This is a genomic window from Leifsonia sp. McL0627, assembly GCF_058244615.1.
In genome coordinates, this window is record NZ_JBZCGM010000003.1 from 1068642 (window position 1) to 1088225 (window position 19584).

Sequence of the window (19584 nt, forward strand, 5' to 3'; positions counted from 1 at the left end):
CATGTCAGTCCTTGAGATCCGCGACCTGCACGTCACCGTCGAGACGGAGCAGGGCACCAAGCCCATCCTGAACGGCGTCGACTTGACCATCCGCGAGGGCGAGATCCACGCGATCATGGGCCCGAACGGCTCGGGCAAGTCCACTCTCGCCTACACGATCGCCGGGCACCCGAAGTACACCGTCACCCAGGGCACGATCACGCTCGACGGCGCCGACGTGCTGGCGATGACCGTCGACGAGCGCGCCCGCGCCGGCCTGTTCCTCGCCATGCAGTACCCGGTCGAGATCCCCGGTGTGACCAACACCAACTTCCTGCGCACCGCCAAGACCGCGATCGACGGAGAGGCTCCGTCGATCCGCAGCTGGGTCAAGGATGTCCGCGAGTCGATGGGCAAGCTCCGCATGGACTCGTCCTTCGCAGAGCGCAACGTCAACGAGGGCTTCTCCGGTGGAGAGAAGAAGCGCAACGAGATCCTGCAGCTCGAGCTTCTCAAGCCCACGTTCGCCGTGCTCGACGAGACCGACTCCGGTCTCGACGTCGACGCGCTCAAGATCGTCTCGGAGGGCGTGAACCGCGCCAAGGAGAACACCGGCCTCGGCATCCTCCTCATCACGCACTACACGCGCATCCTCCGCTACATCAAGCCGGACTTCGTGCACGTGTTCGTCGCAGGCCGCGTGGCAGAGCAGGGCGGCCCCGAGCTGGCCGACCGGCTCGAAGAAGAGGGCTACGACCGTTACGTGGACGCTCCGGAGCCGGCCAAGGCCGACGCCGCCGAGCTGACAGAGGCGTAGGCTTCAGTCATGCCCGCCACCCTGAGCCCCGCGCTCTTCGACCAGGTCGAGGAGGCACTGAAGAACGTCATGGATCCCGAGCTCGGGATCAACGTCGTCGACCTCGGCCTCATCTACGACCTGGCCTGGGACGACGAGAACAACGCGCTCATCATCTCGATGACGCTGACCAGCGCAGGCTGCCCCCTCACCGACGTGCTCGAAGAGCAGACCGCCGAGAGCCTGGACGGCATCGTCGAGGCCTTCCGCATCAACTGGGTGTGGATGCCGCCGTGGGGTCCCGACCGGATCACCGACGACGGCCGCGACATGATGCGAGCCCTCGGCTTCGCCATCTAGCTCCACCCCGCCACACCCCGGATCTACCAACACACAAGAGAGTGGTCCCGAATTGCCGCGCGAGCTTCGGCTCGCACGGCAATTCGGGACCACTCGTGTGACCACGAACGAATGGATTGACTGTGCTTGCCGTGCAAGACCTCGAGCTCCGAGTCGGAGCCCGGTTGCTCATGGAGAACGTGAGCTTCCGTGTCGCGCCCGGCGACAAGATCGGTCTCGTCGGCCGCAACGGAGCAGGGAAGACCACCCTCACCAAGGTGCTGGCCGGCGACCTGCTGCCGAATGGCGGCAAGGTCGATCGCACGGAGGAGCTGGGCTACCTGCCGCAGGACCCGCGCTCCGGCAACCTCGAAGACCTCGCCCGCACCCGCATCCTGGATGCCCGCGGCCTTGGCTCGATCGTGCTCGGTATGCAGCAGGCCACCCACGACATGGCGAGCACGGACGAGAAGGTGTCCGCCGCCGCCATGAAGAAGTACGGCACGCTGGAGGAACGCTTCCACATGCTCGGCGGGTACGCGGCCGAGGCGGAGGCCGCGTCGATCGCGAGCAACCTGAACCTGCCGGACCGCATCCTGGACCAGCAGTTGAAGACGCTCTCCGGCGGTCAGCGTCGTCGTATCGAGCTGGCGCGCATCCTGTTCTCGGACGCACGCACGATGATCCTCGACGAGCCGACCAACCACCTCGACGCCGACTCGGTGATCTGGCTGCGCGAGTTCCTCAAGAACTACACCGGCGGCTTCATCGTGATCTCGCACGACGTGGAGCTGGTGGGGGAGACCGTCAACCGCGTCTTCTACCTGGATGCGAACCGTCAGGCCATCGACATCTACAACATGGGCTGGAAGCACTACCAGCGCCAGCGCGCCGCCGACGAGGAGCGCCGTAAGAAGGAGCGCGCCAACGCGGAGAAGAAGGCGGGCGTCCTGCAGTTGCAGGCGGCCAAGTTCGGCGCGAAGGCGAGCAAGGCCGCCGCCGCGCACCAGATGGTCGCTCGCGCCGAGAAGCTGCTGGCGGGCCTTGAAGACGTGCGCGCCGTCGACCGCGTCGCGAAGCTGCGCTTCCCGACCCCCGCTCCCTGCGGCCGCACGCCGCTGCAGGCGAGCGACCTCTCGAAGAGCTATGGCTCCCTGGAGATCTTCACCGCCGTCGACCTCGCGATCGACCGCGGCTCCAAGGTGGTCGTCCTCGGACTGAACGGTGCGGGTAAGACCACCCTGCTCCGGATGCTCGCGGGCGTCGACAAGCCGGACACCGGCCAGGTGGAACCCGGTCATGGTCTCCGCATCGGCTACTACGCGCAGGAGCACGAGACGATCGACGTCGAGCGCTCCGTGCTGCAGAACATGATGTCGGCCACCCCCGACCTCGCCGAGACGGAAGCGCGCCGTGTGCTCGGCTCGTTCCTGTTCACCGGCGACGACTCGCACAAGCCGGCCGGGGTGCTCTCCGGTGGAGAGAAGACCCGTCTCGCGCTCGCGATGATCGTCGTCTCCGGCGCCAACGTGCTGCTGCTCGACGAGCCGACGAACAACCTCGACCCCGCCAGCCGCGAGGAGATCCTGGATGCGCTGGCGCACTACGAGGGTGCCGTCGTCCTGGTCAGCCACGACGAGGGCGCTGTCGAGGCCCTGAACCCCGAGCGCGTCCTCATCCTGCCGGACGGCGTCGAGGACCACTGGAACAAGGACTACCTGGAGCTCATCTCGCTCGCGTAGCGGTAATGCGCTCGGCGCGGATGAGCCCGGGGGCGATCAGCCGTTGGCGTCGATCAGCTCATCCTCGACGTCGGCGTCGGTGCGCTTCAACGCGCGCCGGCGCTGACGCTCTGCGGCCTTGGCCTGCTCTTCGGCTGTGTGCTCGTTGCGCTTGCGGTATTCCGTCAGGAGGGCGTAGCCGAGGCCGAAGAACCCGATCAGCGCGAAGATGATCCACTGGATCATGTACGACCAGTGCAGGCCCTCATCTTGGGTCGGCGGGTCGGTGACGGTGGGGGTCGGGGCGGACGCGGGGGACGGCTTCTGCGAGTCGAGCAGACCGTATGCGCCGGTGTACACGTTGTCGCTGTCGAGTTTCGACTTCACGACGGAGAGCTGGATGGTGCCTACCTGACGGCCGGTCGCTGTGCGTCCTGGGATGGACGGCTCGCTGGCTTTCAGGCGGGCGACGACCGTGACGGTCCCCGACGGTGCGGCCGGGACGCTGTCCGGCGCATCCGTGGTGTTGCCCGTCGGCACCCAGCCGCGGTCGATGATGAACAGGGAGCCGTCCGCTGTGCGAAGCGGCGTGAGCACCTCGAAGCCCGGGCTGCCGTTGAACGGGCGGTTGCGGGCGAGGAGTTCCTGGCCCTTCTCGTATGTGCCGGTCACCTGCACCCTGGTCCACTCCTGTTTCGGCGCGTACGCCGTGAGGCTGGACAACTCGTCGGTGAGCGGAACCGGCTTCGAGTAGAAGTTCTGCGAGATGAGCGCGTTGGCGGCGGCGGCCTCTTTGCTGCGTGCGAGCTGCCAGGCGGACAGTCCGCCGCAGGCGATGGCGAACACGACGGCGAACGCCAGGTAGCCGAGCCAGCGACGGGAGAACGCGAACCGCCAGCTTCCGCGTGCGTCGTCGTCCGCGCCTCCGGTGGTGCCGCCGCTCACGCGGTCGTCCTCTCCGACACGGGATGCACGCTCAGCGGGAAGTCCCTCGCTCCCAGGAACTCTCTCAGGAAGTCGATGTGCTCAGCGCACGCGAGCCAGACTTTCACGCGGTCCTCCGTGTGGATCTTCGGGTTGCGCCACTCGATGCGCCACGATGCCTGCTCACGGCAGCCTGCGCGGGAACAGGTCAGGGGTTCCGGTTCGCCGAAGCCGATCACTCGTCCGCGCCTTTCGTCTCGTCCGGGCCCCCAGAGGGCGGGGGAGGGCCCATGGGAAGGATATTCCCCGGACGCTGAACTTCCGCTCGACGCGGGTCGGTGGAGACGTTCGCGACGACGACCGCGAAGTACGGCAGGAAGATGGCGCCGATGATCGGGATGATCGCCCACCAGCCCGGCACGAACAGCAGCGCGAAGATGCAGAGCACACGGATTCCCATGGCGACCGAATACTTGATCATCCGGTGTCGTCGCTCTTCGTCGGGTGAGAGCGGAAGATTCGTGATCGACTGTTGTGGGTGCTTCATGTGCGTTGGATCAAGACTACGTCCATAAACTGGTGAGCGTTTCTATTGAGAGGAAAATGCATGTCTACCCAGCGCACCGTGCTCGTCACCGGAGGAAACCGCGGAATCGGCTTCGCCATCGCGGAGGAGTTCCTGGCTCAGGGGCACAGGGTCGCCGTGACCGCGCGGTCCGGCGAAGGTCCGGAGGGGGCGCTCACTGTGCGGGCGGACGTGACGGACAGCGCGGCGGTGGATGCGGCGTTCGCGGAGATCGAGCAGAAGCTCGGCCCGGTGGAGGTCGTCGTCGCGAACGCGGGCATCACGCGCGACACCCTCCTGATGCGCATGACGGACGAGGACTTCGACACGGTCGTCGACACGAACCTCGGTGGGTCGTTCCGAATCGTCAAGCGCGCCTCCAAGGGGATGCTGAAGGCCAGGTTCGGGCGGATCGTTTTCATCTCGAGCGTCGTCGGCCTCTACGGCAGCGCCGGACAGGTCAACTACGCGGCGTCCAAGGCCGGGCTCGTCGGTATGGCGCGTTCGATCACGAGGGAGCTTGGGGCGCGGGGGATCACGGCGAACGTCGTCTCGCCCGGTTTCATCGAGACCGACATGACGGCCGCGCTGCCGGAGACGCAGCAGGCCGAGTACAAGCGCAACATCCCGGCCGCACGGTTCGCCACGGCGGCCGAGGTCGCGAAGGTCGTCGCCTGGGTCGCCGGGGACGACGCCGGCTACATCTCCGGTGCTGTCATCCCGGTGGACGGCGGCCTGGGCATGGGCCACTGATTGCATTTCAGTATTTTGATATACAAATGTCAATTTAGGTAGCTCAGTCGCTCCGCGTCTCGATAGGTTTGCGCCAATCGGGACGTGGACGGCGTGAGGCTCGCCGGAGACTCCACATCCCGTGCAGCGCACCAGCGCTCAATCGGGAGGTGGCAACAATGGCGAAGACACTCACGCCGAGGATCAAGGTCCTGGCGGCGGCGGGCATCGTGCTGACGGCAGCCGTCGGCATGACGCTGGCGGCGTTCACAGACACGGGAAACGTGCAGACCACGTTCACCTCCGGCTCGCTCGACCTGAAGTTCGACGACGATCAGGACGGCAACCCCAGCAACTACCTGGTCGACTTCAGTGCCGGCTTCGACAACCTCGCCCCCGGCGACACCGTCTCGCGCGACCTGCAGGTCTTCAACTCGGGCACGGTCAACGCGGACGTCGCCCTGGCGGACCCGCAGATCACGAACACCGCAGTGTCCCCGGCGTCCGAACTGCAGGACAGCCTGTCCATCGTCATCACGGATACGACCGTCCCGGCCACGCCGACGACCCTCTACAGCGGTCCGCTGACTGCTGCGGCCTTCTCGGCTCTCGACATCTCCTCCGGCGGGTCGGCGAACGGACGGACGCTTCATCTGAAGGTGACGCTCGACCCGGCGGCGACGGTCGACGTGGCCGGCCAGAGCATCCAGGTGGTGTTCCCGTTCACCGCCACGCAGGCCTAGCGCGCACGGCGAGCTGACACGACGATGGGATGCACGATGCTGCTGGACGCGTCCATCACGCGGTCGTCGCTGATCTCCGACCCTCCCGGGCTGACGTTCACCGATCTGAAGCCGGGCGACGTGGTCGACAAGACGGTGACGGTGACTAATGCGGCGCCGTACCCGGTCGAGCTGAGCAGTCAGGTGACGCGAGACGGCGCGCTGTTCCAGGGCGCTCATCCCCTCGTCGTGTCGTTCGACCTGACCCAGCAGAACGGCGAAGCCGGGACGTGCCCGGGCGTCGAGGACGCCCTGGCGGCGGACGCGACGGCCATCGTGCACGTGCACGCCAGGTTCCCCTCAGCAGCGGGCAACGAGTACCAGTCGCAGAGCGGCACGGCCACGCTGTTCTTCACGGCGACGCAGTTGACCTCCGAGGAGTGCGGCGGCACGCTGGTGTCGCCGCCGATCATCGCCGGAACGCCGCCGCGGCTGCCGAGCACCGGCATCGACGCGTCGGGGGTGCTCCTGCTCGCGGTCGGGCTCTGCGTGCTCGGGGTGGTCGTGCGGGCGGTCGTCGCCCGGCGCGGGTGGTCGCGACGGTACATTCGCAGGGATGTCGGGGTGCCGCGCGCATGATGGTGTCGCGCCTCCGGCTCTGCCTGGCCATGGTTCTCGGGCTCGTGCTGCTGCTCGCTGCCGTTCCGGCGTCGAGCGCCGCATTGACAGACAGCGGGGCTGTGCAGACCGGTTTCGCCAGCGCGGCCGCGGTGCCGCTCGACTTCACCGGCGGCGAGGCGGGCGACGACTACTCGATGGGCTGGACATCGGACGGCAGGCTCTACGCCTGGGGCGCGAACGACCGCGGGCAGCTCGGGCTGGGCGACACCGTGTCGCGGTCGTCGCCGACACGGGTGCCGTTCTCACCGGGTGTGTCGATCGCCAGTGCCTCGGCCGGCATCAACATGTCGATAGCGCTCAGTACGACCGGCGACGTGTACACCTGGGGCAACTCCGACGTGAGCCCGAGTGGGCCGACACCGGGCGTCGTGCCCGAGCTGTCCGGTCAGGGTGTGATCGGGGTGTCGGCCGGCGGGTTCTTCTTCCTCGCCTGGACGGCGGACGGTCGCCTGTACTCCTGGGGGAACAACTGCGGAGGGCGACTCGGCCGGGCCGGAACGGGCAACCTGCTCACCCCGGCGCCGGTCACAGCGCAGGGGATCGACACGCGCGCCGTGCAACGCGCCGTCGCCGGGCGGTTCTTCGCCGCTGCCGTGGTCGATGGTGGCACGAGCGACGTCGGTTGGGGCTCGTTCTACAACGCGGAGACCGGAGACACCTTCACCGGGCTCCCCGCAGACTCGCCGGTCGTCGGCCTCAACGCCGGGAACTCGTTCCTCTTCGCGTGGACGGCGGACGGCCGGTTGTTCTCCGGGGCGAGCACGTTCGCCCTGTCGTACGAGTCGGAACTCAGCGGCGTCACCGTGCGCGGGGCCGCGGTGAGCATGCCCGTCAGCGGCGCCAGCTCGTTCTTCGTCTGGAACGACCAGCTCGAGCTCTATTCGTGGGGCCTGAACAGCTCTGGCCAGCTCGGCCTCGGCGACACCGTCGACCGGGCGGAGCCGACCCTGGTGACCCTGCCGCCCGGCGCACACGTCGAAGACCTCGCGGAGGGGAATGCGCACGCGCTCTTCGTCGGGACCGACGGGTCATACTCAGCCGCCGGGTCCAACAGTGCTGGACAGCTCGGCACGCACGATACGGCTCAGCGCGACACGTTCAGTTTTCCCGTCCTCATCGAGCGGTGGCCGTGAGCGCGCCACGACCGATCCGACCGATGGCGCGGATCACCCTGAACATTGCGGCCGTCCTCGGCTTGCTGTGCGTGGTGGTGGGGGCCGTCGCGTTCCTGACCGGCGTGCGACCGATCATCTTCCAAACGGGCTCGATGGCGCCGGGCATCCCGGCCGGGTCGCTCGCGCTGACGGTCCCGGTCTCGGCCGCGGACATCCGGGTGGGCGATGTCGTCAGCGCGCCGCGGGCCGGGGACGGCAAGCTCGTCACCCACCGCGTCGTCGCTGTGACGCAGCAGGGGAACCTGCGGCTGGCTACGCTGCGCGGAGACGCGAACAAGGCGGACGACGCCACGCCGTACGACGTGACGGCGGGCGCTCAGCGGCTGGTGTGGTCTGTGCCGGGCGTCGGCGCGGCGATGGCGAGCATCCGGAGCCCGTGGCTGCTGCTGGGGTTCCTCGCGCTGCTGGCGCTGATCGCCGTTCCGACCAGGCGCGCCAGGCACCGCGCGAAGATCAGCCGCGCAGACCGAGCAGCGGAAGCACCTGCGACAGATCCTGACGGTCGATCACGACATCGGCCTGCGCCCGCACGGTCGGCTTCGCGTTGAACGCCACGGAGAGGCCGGCGACGTCCATCATCCGCAGGTCGTTCGCGCCGTCGCCGATCGCGACCGTCTGAGCCAGCGGGATGCCCGCCTGCTCCGCCCACTCGCGGAGCGCGGACGCCTTGGCCTCCGCATCCACCACGCCGCCGACGACGGCGCCGGTGAGGACGCCGTCGACCACCTCGAGCCGGTTGGCCCTCCAGCGGTCGAGGCCGAGCCGTTCGCCCAGCGGGTCGAGTGTCTCGTGGAAGCCGCCGGAGACGACGCCGACCACTCCGCCGGCCGCCTGAACGCCCGCGATCAACTCAGGAACGCCGTCGGTCACGGTGATGCGCTCACCGACGCGGGAGAAGACGGTGGAGGGAAGCCCCTCCAGGGTCTTCACCCGCTCGCGCAGGCTCTGCGCGAAGTCGAGCTCGCCGCGCATGGCGCGCTCTGTGACCTCCGCGACTTCGGCGCGAGCGCCGGCCTCCTCGGCCAGCAGCTCGATGACCTCGTCATGGATGAGGGTGGAGTCGGCGTCGAGGACGACGAGGAAACGCGGTGCGGGAACTGGGGACGTTCCGCTGCTGTCACTGCCGGTCATGGAACGACGTGCACTCCCTTGCCGACCACGGTCAGGCCGGAATCCGTCACGGTGAAACCGCGTGCGCGGTCGCGCTCGGGGTCGACGCCGATGGAGGAGCCCTGCGCCACCACCACGTCTTTGTCCAGGATGGCACGGCCGACGAAGGCGTTCGCGCCGATCACGGCGCGCTCGAAGACGACGGAATCGACCACCTTGGCGCCGGAGTCCACCGTCGCCCACGGGCCGAGAACACTGCGCTCCAGGTGGGCGCCGGAGATCACGGAGCCGAGCGACACGATCGAGTCGATGGTCGTGCCGAGCGCCCCGCGACCGTCGCGGACGATCTTCGCCGGGGGAGAGTTGAGCACCTGGCTGAAGATCGGCCACTCCCTGTTGTAGAGGTTGAAGACCGGCAGCGCGGAGATCAGGTCCTGGTGGGCCTCGAAGAACGAGTCGATCGTTCCCACATCCCGCCAGTAGTACCGATCGCGATCGGTCGATCCTGGAACGTCGTTACGGTTGAAGTCGTAGACGGCCGCCTCGTCGCGCGCCACGAAGTCGGGGATGATGTCTCCGCCCATGTCGTGATTGGAGTCAGGCCGGTCGCCGTCGCGCACCACGGCGTCGATCAGAGCGTCGGCGTCGAAGACGTAGTTGCCCATGGAGGCGAGCACCTCGTCCGGCGAGTCCGGCAGGCCGATGGGGTCGCTCGGCTTCTCGCGGAACGCGCCGATGCGGTCGGGGCGGGCCGGATCGACTTCGATGACGCCGAACTGGTCGGCCAGCCCGATCGGCTGACGGATCGCGGCGACCGAGGCGGGAGCGCCGGAGGCGATGTGCGCCTCGATCATCTGGCCGAAGTCCATCCGGTAGACGTGGTCGGCACCGACCACGACCACGATGTCCGGCTTCTCGTCGCGCAGCAGGTTGAGGCTCTGCAGGATCGCGTCGGCCGAGCCGCTGAACCAGCGTTTTCCGAGCCGCTGCTGGGCGGGAACAGACGCGATGTACGAATTGAGCATTCCGTCGAGCCGCCAGGTCTGCGACACGTGGCGGTCGAGGCTGTGGGACTTGTACTGGGTCAGGACGACGATCTGGCGCAACTGCGAATTGATGAGGTTCGAGAGTGCGAAGTCGATGAGTCTGTACTGTCCGCCGAACGGGACGGCCGGCTTCGCGCGGTCGGCCGTCAACGGCATCAGCCGCTTCCCTTCGCCACCCGCGAGAACAATGCCGAAGATCTTCTTGCCTGCCATGCCACCACAGTAGAGGCAACATGCGACCTGTACTAGCGTTCTCGACATGCGCGTTGATCTTCTGACCCGGGAATACCCGCCGGACATCTATGGCGGGGCTGGAGTGCACGTGACCGAACTGGTCCGCGCACTGCGCACGGACACCGAGGTGCAGGTGCGCTGCTTCGGCGCGCCGCGCGACGAGACGGATGTGCACGCATACCGCGTTCCGCATGAGCTCGACGGTGCGAATGCCTCGATCAGCACGCTCGGCGTCGATCTGCAGATGGCTCAGGACTGCGGCGGGGCCGACCTGGTGCACTCGCACACCTGGTATGCCAACGGCGCAGGCCACGTCGCGAAGCTGCTGCACGGCGTCCCGCACATCGTCACGGCGCACAGTCTGGAACCGCTGCGGCCGTGGAAGGCCGAACAGCTCGGCGGCGGATATCGCGTGTCGAGCTGGATCGAGAGGACGGCGTTCGAGGGCGCCGATCGCGTCATCGCCGTCAGTGAGGGGATGCGGCGCGACATCCTCGCCGCGTACCCGTCGCTCGATCCGGAGCGCGTGACCGTCGTCTACAACGGCATCGACCTCGACAGGTGGAAGCCGCTCGACGATGCGGAGCGGGCGCGTGCCCTCGGCATCGACCCCGACCGGCCCGCCGTCGTCTTCGTCGGCAGGATCACCAGGCAGAAAGGCCTGCCGTACCTGCTGCGCGCCGCCAGGCTCCTGCCGGCCGAGGTCCAGATCATCCTGTGCGCTGGAGCACCGGACACGCCGGAGATCATGGCGGAGGTCACGCGCGGCGTCGAGCAGCTTCAGGAGGAGCGCGACGGCGTCGTCTGGATCGACAGGCTGCTGTCGCAGGAGGAGCTACGGGTGGCGCTGACCGCCTCAACGGTCTTCGTCTGCCCGTCGATCTACGAGCCGCTCGGGATCGTGAACCTGGAGGCGATGGCGTGCGGCCTGCCGGTCGTCGGCACGGCGACCGGCGGCATCCCGGAGGTGATCGTCGACGGCGTCACCGGCCGTCTCGTGCCGATCGAGCAGGCGACGGACGGCACGGGCACGCCGACCGACCCCGACGCGTTCGTGGCCGACCTGGCCGCCGCGCTGACCGCGGTGGTATCCGATCCGGAGCGTGCGGCTCTGATGGGCGCAGCGGGCCGGCTGCGGGCGGAGACGGCGTTCAGCTGGGAGTCCATCGCGGAGCAGACACGGGAGCTCTACCGGTCCGTCGTGGCCTGACGTCGCCGCTAGGCTAGAGGCTATGTCCAGCGTTCTCCAGCTCCATGATGTGTCCGTTGTCCGCGACGGGAATACGGTTCTCGACTCGGTGAACTGGACGGTGGAGCCCGACGAACGCTGGGTGGTCCTCGGGCCGAACGGCGCGGGTAAAACCACGCTCCTGCAGATCGCGGCAGCGGCACTCCACCCCACCTCCGGCGACGCCGAGGTGCTCGGGGAGGCGATCGGTCACAGCGACCTGTCCGAGCTGCGTCCGCGCCTCGGTTTCGCCTCCAGCGCGCTGGCCAGGCGCATCCCGCGCACCGAGACCGTGCTCGACGTCGTGATGACTGCGGCATACGCGGTGACCGGCCGCTGGCACGAGGAGTACGAGGAGATCGACGAGAGGCGCGCCCGTCGCGTTCTCGGAGAGTGGAACCTCGACCACCTCGCCGACCGCACCTTCGGCAACCTGAGCGATGGGGAGCAGAAGCGCGTCCAGATCGCGCGTTCCGTGATGACGGACCCGGAGATCCTGCTGCTCGACGAGCCGGCCGCGAGCCTCGATCTCGGCGGACGTGAGGAGCTGCTGCAGCTCCTCGGCGGCTACGCGAGCGACCCCAACTCGCCCGCGATCGTCATGGTGACCCACCACGTCGAAGAGATCCCGCTCGGCTTCAACAGGGCGCTGCTGCTGGCAGACGGGCGCATCGCCGCCCAGGGCACCCTGGACGAGGTCATCACCGCCGAACGTCTCAGCGAGACCTTCGGGGTAGACGTGGACCTCACCGAACAGGATGGCCGCTACGCGGTCCGCGCGCGTCGCGGCAGCGCCGACTGAACATCTGCTAAACTCGATAGCTGGCCCACCAGCCGACATACTTTCCGCGCTGGGCTCGTCGCACTGACGTCGACGCTCAGGCCTCAACCGACAATCACTACGCAACAAGGAAGTCCTGATGAAGACTGACATCCACCCCGACTACGCTCCCGTCGTTTTCCGCGACCTGGCCTCGGGTGCGGTGTTCCTGACCCGCTCGACCGTGACGAGCGAGAAGACGATCGAGTGGGAAGACGGCACCGTTTACCCCGTGATCGACGTCGAGATCTCCTCCGAGTCGCACCCGTTCTACACGGGCAAGCAGCGCATCATGGACTCGGCCGGTCGCGTCGAGAAGTTCAACTCGCGCTACAAGAACTTCGGCAAGTAGTCACACGCCACGAAGAAGGCCCCGACCGTTACGGTCGGGGCCTTCTTTTTCGTGTGGGTGATCAGCCGTTGTAGGTGTTCGCCGTGGAGGCGATGAGGGCGACGAAGATGATCGAGAAGATGATGCCGAGGACGATCTCGGCGAAGCCGATGATGATGGCGGCGATGGCCAGGCCACGGCCCTGCTCGCCGGTGCGCTTGATCTGGGACAGGGCGACGAAGCCCAGGATGACGCCGACGACGCTGATGAAGAACGCCAGAATGAAGCCGACGATCGCCATGGTGTTGTAGCCGGGGGCGGCCGGGCCGGGCTGGTAGGACTGCTGCGGCGGCTGTTGGGGAGGGAGAGGCTGTGGGTTGAGGTTTGAATCGCTCATAGCCGTTATGGTAGCCGGTCAGCAGATTCCAAGCCAACCCCCAGAAATGCAGGCGTTAGCGGAGCGGCCAGGCGCCCGATGTCGTGAAGTGCGGGTCGCGGACGCGGCGCATGTACTCCTGGAAGTCCGCCGCCTGCTCGCGGCACCACTCCACCTGCATCCTGTGCAGTTCGGCCGCCTCGAACGCGAGGGCCTCCGTGTGCACGCGGGCGAGCGCCTGAGCGACCCGTCCGGCCGCGACGGCGTCCGCCCCGGCGTCATGGGCGTCGGTGAGGTCGACGCCGTAGTAGGTGGCGGTGACCTCGAGGGTGCGCTTGCCCTTGCGGTACTTGTCCACCGCTTTGTCGATGACCAGCGGATCGACGATCGGGCCGGGGGAGACGAGCGGGGAGACTCCGTGGCGGCGCGCTTCGCGGTCGAGCAGAGTGAAGTCGTACGGCGCGTTGTACGCCACCACGGGGACGCCGCGGCTGAACAGCTCGCGGAGTGCCTCCACGATCTGTGCGGTGGCGACGGCGGCGTGCATCCCGTTGCTGCTGGCGTGCTCGGTGGTGATGCCGTGTACGGCGGTGGCGCCGGCCGGGATCTCGACGCCGGGGTCGACCAGCCAGTCCTGACGCTGCACGATCGTGCCGGTGTGATCGAGGAGACCGACGTGCGCGGTGACGATGCGCGCCGTCTCCACGTCGATGCCGGTGGTCTCCAGATCGAAGACGCCCAATTCCTGATGCCACTCGCTCATGGATTCAGCGTATGAGCGACCACCGTCAGGCCAGGGACCGACACGGCGAACCGCGGAGGCGCGCGGCGAGCTCCCAGGTGCCCGGCCTCAGCCGCGCCGCGGCTCGACGTGCAGCCAGTAGAAGTTCTGCGTGCCGAGGGTCAGCGTGAACCGGCCGTCTTCCGCGACGGTCGGGAACTCCGCGCCGCCAAACAGGTCGTACAGCGTGGATCCGGCGAACTCGGGCGCTTCCAGCGAGACAGAGACCGGGTTGTGCGCGAACGAGAACACGCAGAGCACGTCCTCCGGCTGGTCGCCGAAATGCGAGCCGCTGCCCTCGTAGGAGCGCACGAACGCGAGCACGGACTCGTGGTTGGTCTGCAGGACCCTGATCGTGCCGAGCCCGAACACCGGATGCGCCTTGCGCACGTGGATGACGTTGCGGATCCAGTGCAGCAGCGAGCGCGACTGGGCGAGCTGCGCCTCCACGTTGACCTGGTTGTAGTGGTAGACCAGCGACTGCACGACGGGCAGGAAGAGCTTGCCCGGATCGGCCGTGGAGAACCCGGCGTTGCGGTCGGGCGTCCACTGCATGGGCGTGCGCGAGCTGTCGCGGTCCGGCAGCCAGATGTTGTCGCCCATCCCGATCTCGTCGCCGTAGTAGAGGAACGGGCTGCCCGGCAGGGAGAACAGCAGGGCGTGCGCGAGTTCGAGCTCGGCGCGCGAGTTGTCGAGCAGCGGGGCGAGCCGGCGGCGGATGCCGATGTTGGCTCGCATCCGCGGGTCGTATGCGTACCAGCCGTACATCGCCTGCCGGTACTCCTCGCTCACCATTTCGAGCGTGAGCTCGTCGTGGTTGCGGAGGAAGACGCCCCAGGCGGAGCCGTCGGGTACGTCGAGCGTCTCGGACAGCACCCGCACCAACTCGGCGGACTGCTGCGAGCGCAGCGCGTAGAAGATGCGGGGCATGACGGGGAAGTCGAAGGCCATGTGGCACTCCGGCTCGTCCTCTGTTCCGAAGAAGGCGGCGACCTCGCGCGGCCACTGGTTCGCCTCGGCGACCATCATGCGGCCGGGGTACTCGCGGTCGACCATCTCGCGGAGCTTCTTGATGAACTCGTGTGTCTTGGGCTCGCCCTCGCCGTTGCCCTCGTCGGACTCGTAGAGGTACGGGATCGCATCCAGCCGGAAACCGTCGACGCCGAGGTCGAGCCAGAACCGGACGATCTCGAACATCGCGTCGTGCACGGCGGGGTTCTCGAAGTTGAGGTCGGGCTGGTGCGAGAAGAAGCGGTGGAAGTAGTACTGGCGGCGCGCCTCGTCGAAGGCCCAGTTGGAGTCTTCCGTATCGACGAAGATGATGCGGATGTCCGGGTACTTCTCGTCGGTGTCGTTCCAGACGTAGAAGTCGCCGTACGGGCCCTCAGGATCGGAGCGGGACTGCTGGAACCACTCGTGCTGATCCGAGGTGTGGTTCATCGGCAGGTCGATGATGATGCGCATGTTGCGCTCGTGCGCCTTGGTGACGAGGTCGCGGAACTCGTCGATCGTGCCGAACTCGGGCAGGATCGCGCGGAAGTCGGACACGTCGTATCCACCGTCGCGCAGCGGGGACTGGAAGAACGGCGGGAGCCAGAGTGCGTCGATTCCGAGCCACTGCAGGTAGTCGAGCTTGGAGGTGAGCCCTGCGAGGTCGCCGGACCCGTCTCCGTTGCTGTCGACGAACGATCGCACCATGACCTCGTAGAACACCGAACGGCGATACCACTGCGGGTCGAGGGTGAGCCCTGGCAGCGTGATGGGCGCAGTGAAACTCACGGTTCTCCTTCCGGCGCAGCGGCCGATGCAAGCGATTACAGTCAGTCGAGTCTAGGTGGTCGCGCGGGTGCCATGTCCAGTCCTGTCGGCACATTGCCGGACGAGCGGTTCCGCGCTGCCTAGACTGGTCTGCGATGACCCCTTCCTCGCCCCATTCAGCCTCACCATACGCCGAGGCACTGGACCGTCTCCCCGTGCGCACCGCCGAGTTGTCCCTGCTGGGCGGGACCACCCGCTACTGGGACTACGGCGACCCCGGCGCTGGCACGACGCTTGTGCTCGTGCACGGGTTCCGCGGCGACCACCACGGGCTCGAGCCGGTGGTGGCGCAACTGCGCGGCGTCCGGATGATCTCGCCCGACCTGCCCGGCTTCGGGGAGTCCACCCCGATGACGGAGGCGAAGCACGACATCGAGGGATACGCGCGCTGGCTGCGGGCGTTCGTCGGCGCTCTCGGCATCGAGGGGCGGTTCGTGCTGCTCGGGCACTCGTTCGGTTCGATCGTGGTCTCGGCGACGCTTGCAGACGCGACTGCGCCGGATGCGGTCGTCCCGGACGACGTCATCCTGGTGAACCCGATCGGGCAGCCGGCCCTGGAGGGACCGCGCGGCATCATGACCAGGCTCGCGATCTTCTACTACTGGCTGGCTGCGGCACTCCCGCAGCGGCTCGGCTTCGGCCTGCTGCGCAACCGGGTCATCGTCCGCGTGATGAGCATCACGATGGCGAAGACCAAGGACAAAGACCTGCGGCGCTGGATCCACTCCCAGCACGATCAGTACTTCAGTGCCTTCAGCGACCGCGACGTCGTGCTCGACGCCTTCCGCGCCTCGGTGTCGCACGACGTCAGCGAGTATGCGGCGCGCATCCGGGAGCGGACGCTGCTGGTGGCCGCCGACAAAGACGACATCACGCCGATCGCCGCCCAGTACCGCCTGCAGCCGCAGTTCCCGGATGCGCGGCTCGTCGTGATCCCTGGCGTCGGGCACCTGATCCACTACGAAACCCCCGCGCAAGCGGCCAGAGCGATCGAGGACTTCCTGGCATGAGGATCGTCTTCGACTGCCGATACACCAGGATCGGGCGCCACGACGGGATCAGCAGGTACACGGCCGGGCTGGTCGGAGCGCTCGCGAAGCGGCACGCCGTCACCATGCTGATCAGCGATCACCGCCAGCTGGAGATGCTGCCGAACCTGCCCTGGGAGCTGATCGGCTCGCCGACCAGCGCGGGCGAGCCGTGGGTGGCCAAGCAGGTCAACCGGCTGAAGCCGGACGTGGTGTTCACGCCGATGCAGACGATGGGCGGCTGGGGACGCCGCTACCGGTTGGTGCTCACCGTGCACGACCTGATCTACTACCGCAACCGCACACCACCGCGCGACCTGGCCGCGCCCATCCGGTTGCTGTGGCGGCTGTATCACCTGGCCTGGTGGCCCCAGCGGATGCTGCTCAACCGGTCGGATGCGGTCGTGACGGTGTCGCAGACCACCAAGCAGCTGATCGCCGAGCACACGCTGACCCGGCGGCCGGTGCACGTCGTGACGAACGCGGCGGACATGCCGGAGCTCGACGCCGCGCGCTTGGCGAGGACCAGCCCGGAGACGAAGTCGCTCGTCTACATGGGCTCGTTCATGCCGTACAAGAACGTCGAGACGCTGGTGCGTGCCGCGGCGCTGCTGCCCGATTACGAGCTGCACCTGATGAGCAGGGTCACCGACGCCGAGCGCTCCCGACTCTCCGCGGTGGCTCCGGAGGCACGGATCGTGTTCCACAACGGCGCGAGCGACGAGGAGTACGCGGAGACCGTCGCCGTGGCCACCGCACTGGTGACAGCGTCGCACGACGAAGGCTTCGGCATCCCGCTGGTGGAGTCGATGACGCTCGGCACGCCGGTCGTGGTCAGCGACATCCCGATCTTCCGGGAGATCGGGGGAGAGGCCGCGCTGTTCTTCGCGCCGGACTCCGCCGAGGAGGCCGCCGCGCGCATCCGGCATCTGGAGCAGGACGGCGTCTGGGCTGCACGCTCGGCGGCGTCGAAACGGGAGGCGGAACGGTTCACCTGGGACGCGTCGGCTGAGCATCTTCTCACGGTGCTCACGGCGGCTGCGGCGCGTGCAAAACGCAAGCTCGATTGATGCCATAATCGCGAGACGTGCGCAGATGCACTTTTCGAGTGGGGGGAACAATCGATGTCGGGTAAAGGGTGGATCAGGACGGCCGCGGCCGTCGGAATCGCGGCAGCGACCGCGGTCGCGGGGACAGTGCTCGGGGCGATGCCCGCGAACGCCGACCAGTCGATGTATCGGATCGTCAACATGCTGCCTGCAGCGCCCGGCACCGACCCGTGGGCGACCGTCCCGACGATGGCCGTCGATCCGGCGACGAACACGATGTTCGCTCTAGTGGTGAGCAGTACCGCCAGCAGTCTGTCGGTGCTCGACCTCGCCGACGGTTCAATGACGAAGTCTCTTCCGCTGCCGCACATCCCGGACGGCGTCGACATCGATGCCGGGCGCGGGCTCGTGTACGTCACTGTCGCGGACATCAACGCCGGAACGGCGTCGCTGGCAGTGTTCAGCACGGCGACGAAGACGCAGGTGGCGACCATCCCGCTCGGGACGGTCAACCTGGTCGGTTCCAGTGGAGACAGCGGGATGGCCGTGGACACCGCGACGGGCTCCGTGTACCTCGTCGGCACGCGCTCGGTCGGCGGGACACCGACACCGTCCCTGCTGGTGCTGACGGCCGCGCAGATCGCCACCGCCGTCGGCGGGACCGGCGTGACACCCACGGCGGTGCCGCTGCCGCCGACGACGCAAAGCCCGAGCGCCGTCGCTGTCGACGCGGCCGCCGGCGTCGTGTACACAGTGACGAATTCGCCGACGGCCTCCACGCTGTACGCGTTCAGCACGGCGTCGAACGCGCTGACGCGCACTGTTCCGCTGACCGGAGTCGCCGGCGTGGCGACGGTCGACCAGGCGACGGGCACGGTGTACCTCTCCCGTCGCACCGCGGCGTCGTCGACCACGTATGAGCTGGCGCTCGTGCTACGCGGCGCCTCCGCCGTGTCGTCGACCATCGCGCTTCCCGCCGGGGCGCAGTCGCTCGAGGTCGATCAGACCGCAGGCACGCTGTACGCGGCCGTCTCCCAGCCGTTCGAAGGCGGGACGATCAACGAGGTGTTGGCGATCGCCACAGCCTCGAAGGCGATCGTCTCCGGGGTGGGGGTGCCGACCCCCGCCGACGTCGCGGTGAACCCGGCCACGGGAACGGCATACGTGTCCGGCGCTCGCTCCGGCGACACGCTGATCGCGGTCGTCCGGAAGCTCACCACCCAGCGGGTGGCGGGCAGTGACCGCTTCGCGACCTCGGTGGCAGTCTCGAACCGGGCCTTCCCCGGGACGGCTCCCGTGGTCTACATCGCATCCGGCCTGAACTACCCGGATGCCCTCGCCGCCGGGCCCGCGGCAGCGAAGCGCGGAGGACCGCTGCTGCTGACGCCCGCAACCGGGCTCACGGCGGACGTCGCCGCAGAGGTCGCCCGCCTCAAGCCGGCGAAGATCGTGGTCGCAGGAGGACCTGCCTCGGTGTCCGACCGGGTGCTGGGCCAGCTGCGGACGGCTGCGCCATCGGCGACGGTGAGCCGGGCAGCGGGAGACGACCGTTTCTCCACCTCCCGCTCCGTGGTGACGGGCGCGTTCTCCACGGCGGACACGGTGTACCTGGCATCCGGCACAAACTTCCCCGATGCGCTTTCGGCGGGAGGAGCCGCAGGGTCGAAAGGCGCTCCGGTCCTGCTGGTCGACGGTGCGGCGAGCAGCATCGACTCCGCGACCTCGACGCTGTTGAAGTCGCTCGGCGCGAAGAACGTGATGCTGGTCGGCGGGACGTCGGCCATGTCGAGCGGGCTCGAGTACTCCCTGACAGGCGCCGGATACACTGTCACCCGTCTCGCGGGCTGGGACAGGTACTCGACGGCGGAAGCGGTCAACGTCAGCACATACGCCAACGCCTCCACCGCGGTCCTCGCGACCGGATTCGGCTACCCGGACGCCCTCTCGGCGAGCAGTTGGGCTGCCAAGACATCGTCGCCGCTGTTCCTCGCACCGGGTGACTGCGTACCCAGTGGCGTACTGGCCGACATGGGGCGCCTCGGCGTCCGGACGGTCACTCTGATCGGCGGTCCGGCGGTGCTCACCGGCTCCGTGGAATTCCTCACCCCCTGCGTCGGGATGTAGCGATC

Annotated in this window: 22 protein-coding genes; 14 read left to right on the forward strand and 8 right to left on the reverse strand. The window is 67.9% G+C overall.

Going from position 1 to position 19584, the window contains the following annotated elements; genetic code table 11:
* Position 1 precedes the first annotated feature (1 nt).
* From sufC to AC37TH_RS13345, 3 genes are all read left to right on the forward strand, one after another.
* Positions 2-796 (forward strand): Fe-S cluster assembly ATPase SufC, encoded by a 795-nt coding sequence (sufC, locus tag AC37TH_RS13335; RefSeq protein ID WP_490764823.1) that lies wholly within the window; start codon positions 2-4, stop codon positions 794-796.
* Positions 797-805: 9 nt separating this feature from the next.
* Entirely contained in the window at positions 806-1135 is a 330-nt protein-coding gene (locus tag AC37TH_RS13340; protein WP_460631985.1) for a metal-sulfur cluster assembly factor, read from the forward strand.
* 122 nt (positions 1136-1257) lie between these two features.
* Positions 1258-2856 (forward strand): ABC-F family ATP-binding cassette domain-containing protein, encoded by a 1599-nt coding sequence (locus AC37TH_RS13345; protein WP_490764824.1) that lies wholly within the window; start codon positions 1258-1260, stop codon positions 2854-2856.
* 36 nt (positions 2857-2892) lie between these two features.
* On the opposite strand, the gene AC37TH_RS13350 is transcribed toward AC37TH_RS13345, so the two are convergent.
* From AC37TH_RS13350 to AC37TH_RS13360, 3 genes are read right to left on the reverse strand one after another with little or no spacing between them, the layout of a single operon-like run.
* Complete coding sequence (locus AC37TH_RS13350; RefSeq protein ID WP_490764825.1) at positions 2893-3780, reverse strand: SURF1 family cytochrome oxidase biogenesis protein; 888 nt, start codon at positions 3778-3780, stop codon at positions 2893-2895.
* A complete protein-coding gene (locus AC37TH_RS13355) occupies positions 3777-3998 on the reverse strand; it encodes a hypothetical protein (protein ID WP_490764826.1) in 222 nt (73 codons plus the stop codon). The genes AC37TH_RS13350 and AC37TH_RS13355 overlap by 4 nt, the downstream gene beginning before the upstream one ends.
* Positions 3995-4306, reverse strand: a complete 312-nt coding sequence (locus AC37TH_RS13360; RefSeq protein WP_490764827.1) for a DUF3099 domain-containing protein — start codon at positions 4304-4306, stop codon at positions 3995-3997. The genes AC37TH_RS13355 and AC37TH_RS13360 overlap by 4 nt, the downstream gene beginning before the upstream one ends.
* A gap of 60 nt (positions 4307-4366) precedes the next feature.
* Here AC37TH_RS13360 and fabG point away from each other — a divergent pair, with 60 nt between their 5' ends.
* The 5 genes from fabG (at position 4367) to AC37TH_RS13385 (ending at position 8182) form a co-directional block, all read left to right on the forward strand.
* Complete coding sequence (fabG, locus tag AC37TH_RS13365; protein WP_490764828.1) at positions 4367-5077, forward strand: 3-oxoacyl-ACP reductase FabG; 711 nt, start codon at positions 4367-4369, stop codon at positions 5075-5077.
* 158 nt (positions 5078-5235) lie between these two features.
* Positions 5236-5799: a TasA family protein gene (locus AC37TH_RS13370; RefSeq protein ID WP_490764829.1), complete on the forward strand. Its 564-nt coding sequence runs from the start codon at positions 5236-5238 to the stop codon at positions 5797-5799.
* A 36-nt stretch (positions 5800-5835) separates the two neighbouring features.
* Positions 5836-6417, forward strand: a complete 582-nt coding sequence (locus AC37TH_RS13375) for a hypothetical protein (protein ID WP_490764830.1) — start codon at positions 5836-5838, stop codon at positions 6415-6417.
* Positions 6414-7592 (forward strand): RCC1 domain-containing protein, encoded by a 1179-nt coding sequence (locus AC37TH_RS13380; protein WP_490764831.1) that lies wholly within the window; start codon positions 6414-6416, stop codon positions 7590-7592. Before AC37TH_RS13375 ends, AC37TH_RS13380 begins: the two co-directional genes overlap by 4 nt.
* 23 nt (positions 7593-7615) lie before the next feature.
* Positions 7616-8182, forward strand: a complete 567-nt coding sequence (locus AC37TH_RS13385; RefSeq protein WP_490764832.1) for a signal peptidase I — start codon at positions 7616-7618, stop codon at positions 8180-8182.
* On the opposite strand, the gene serB is transcribed toward AC37TH_RS13385, so the two are convergent.
* Positions 8088-8765 carry a phosphoserine phosphatase SerB gene (gene serB / locus AC37TH_RS13390; RefSeq protein WP_490764833.1) on the reverse strand — a complete coding sequence of 226 codons (678 nt, stop codon included), beginning with the start codon at positions 8763-8765 and terminating at the stop codon, positions 8088-8090. The two genes, AC37TH_RS13385 and serB, sit on opposite strands and share 95 nt — an antisense overlap.
* A complete protein-coding gene (locus tag AC37TH_RS13395; protein ID WP_490764834.1) occupies positions 8762-10003 on the reverse strand; it encodes a glucose-1-phosphate adenylyltransferase in 1242 nt (413 codons plus the stop codon). Before AC37TH_RS13395 ends, serB begins: the two co-directional genes overlap by 4 nt.
* A gap of 46 nt (positions 10004-10049) precedes the next feature.
* On the opposite strand from AC37TH_RS13395, the gene glgA reads away from it, so the two are divergent.
* The 3 genes from glgA (at position 10050) to AC37TH_RS13410 (ending at position 12424) form a co-directional block, all read left to right on the forward strand.
* The gene (gene glgA, locus AC37TH_RS13400; RefSeq protein ID WP_490764835.1) at positions 10050-11234 is read left to right on the forward strand and encodes a glycogen synthase; all 1185 of its coding nucleotides are present in this window, start codon (positions 10050-10052) and stop codon (positions 11232-11234) included.
* Positions 11235-11256: 22 nt separating this feature from the next.
* Positions 11257-12054, forward strand: a complete 798-nt coding sequence (locus AC37TH_RS13405) for an ABC transporter ATP-binding protein (protein WP_490764836.1) — start codon at positions 11257-11259, stop codon at positions 12052-12054.
* Between the two features lie 118 nt (positions 12055-12172).
* On the forward strand, positions 12173-12424 hold the full coding sequence (locus AC37TH_RS13410; RefSeq protein ID WP_085370637.1) for a type B 50S ribosomal protein L31: 252 nt from the start codon (positions 12173-12175) through the stop codon (positions 12422-12424).
* A 61-nt stretch (positions 12425-12485) separates the two neighbouring features.
* Here the strand turns inward: AC37TH_RS13410 and AC37TH_RS13415 are convergent, their stop codons facing one another.
* The 3 genes from AC37TH_RS13415 to treS form a co-directional block, all read right to left on the reverse strand.
* Entirely contained in the window at positions 12486-12800 is a 315-nt protein-coding gene (locus AC37TH_RS13415; protein ID WP_490764837.1) for a DUF4190 domain-containing protein, read from the reverse strand.
* A 55-nt stretch (positions 12801-12855) separates the two neighbouring features.
* On the reverse strand, positions 12856-13542 hold the full coding sequence (locus tag AC37TH_RS13420) for a 3'-5' exonuclease (RefSeq protein ID WP_490764838.1): 687 nt from the start codon (positions 13540-13542) through the stop codon (positions 12856-12858).
* Positions 13543-13629: 87 nt separating this feature from the next.
* Positions 13630-15339 carry a maltose alpha-D-glucosyltransferase gene (treS, locus tag AC37TH_RS13425; protein ID WP_490764839.1) on the reverse strand — a complete coding sequence of 570 codons (1710 nt, stop codon included), beginning with the start codon at positions 15337-15339 and terminating at the stop codon, positions 13630-13632.
* 134 nt (positions 15340-15473) lie between these two features.
* Between treS and AC37TH_RS13430 the strand changes: the two genes are divergently transcribed.
* The 3 genes from AC37TH_RS13430 to AC37TH_RS13440 are packed head-to-tail and all read left to right on the forward strand — an operon-like array spanning position 15474 to position 19579.
* Positions 15474-16388: an alpha/beta fold hydrolase gene (locus AC37TH_RS13430; RefSeq protein ID WP_490764840.1), complete on the forward strand. Its 915-nt coding sequence runs from the start codon at positions 15474-15476 to the stop codon at positions 16386-16388.
* A complete protein-coding gene (locus tag AC37TH_RS13435; RefSeq protein ID WP_490764841.1) occupies positions 16385-17476 on the forward strand; it encodes a glycosyltransferase family 4 protein in 1092 nt (363 codons plus the stop codon). The genes AC37TH_RS13430 and AC37TH_RS13435 overlap by 4 nt, the downstream gene beginning before the upstream one ends.
* 54 nt (positions 17477-17530) lie before the next feature.
* Positions 17531-19579 (forward strand): cell wall-binding repeat-containing protein, encoded by a 2049-nt coding sequence (locus AC37TH_RS13440; RefSeq protein ID WP_490764842.1) that lies wholly within the window; start codon positions 17531-17533, stop codon positions 19577-19579.
* Positions 19580-19584: the final 5 nt, after the last annotated feature.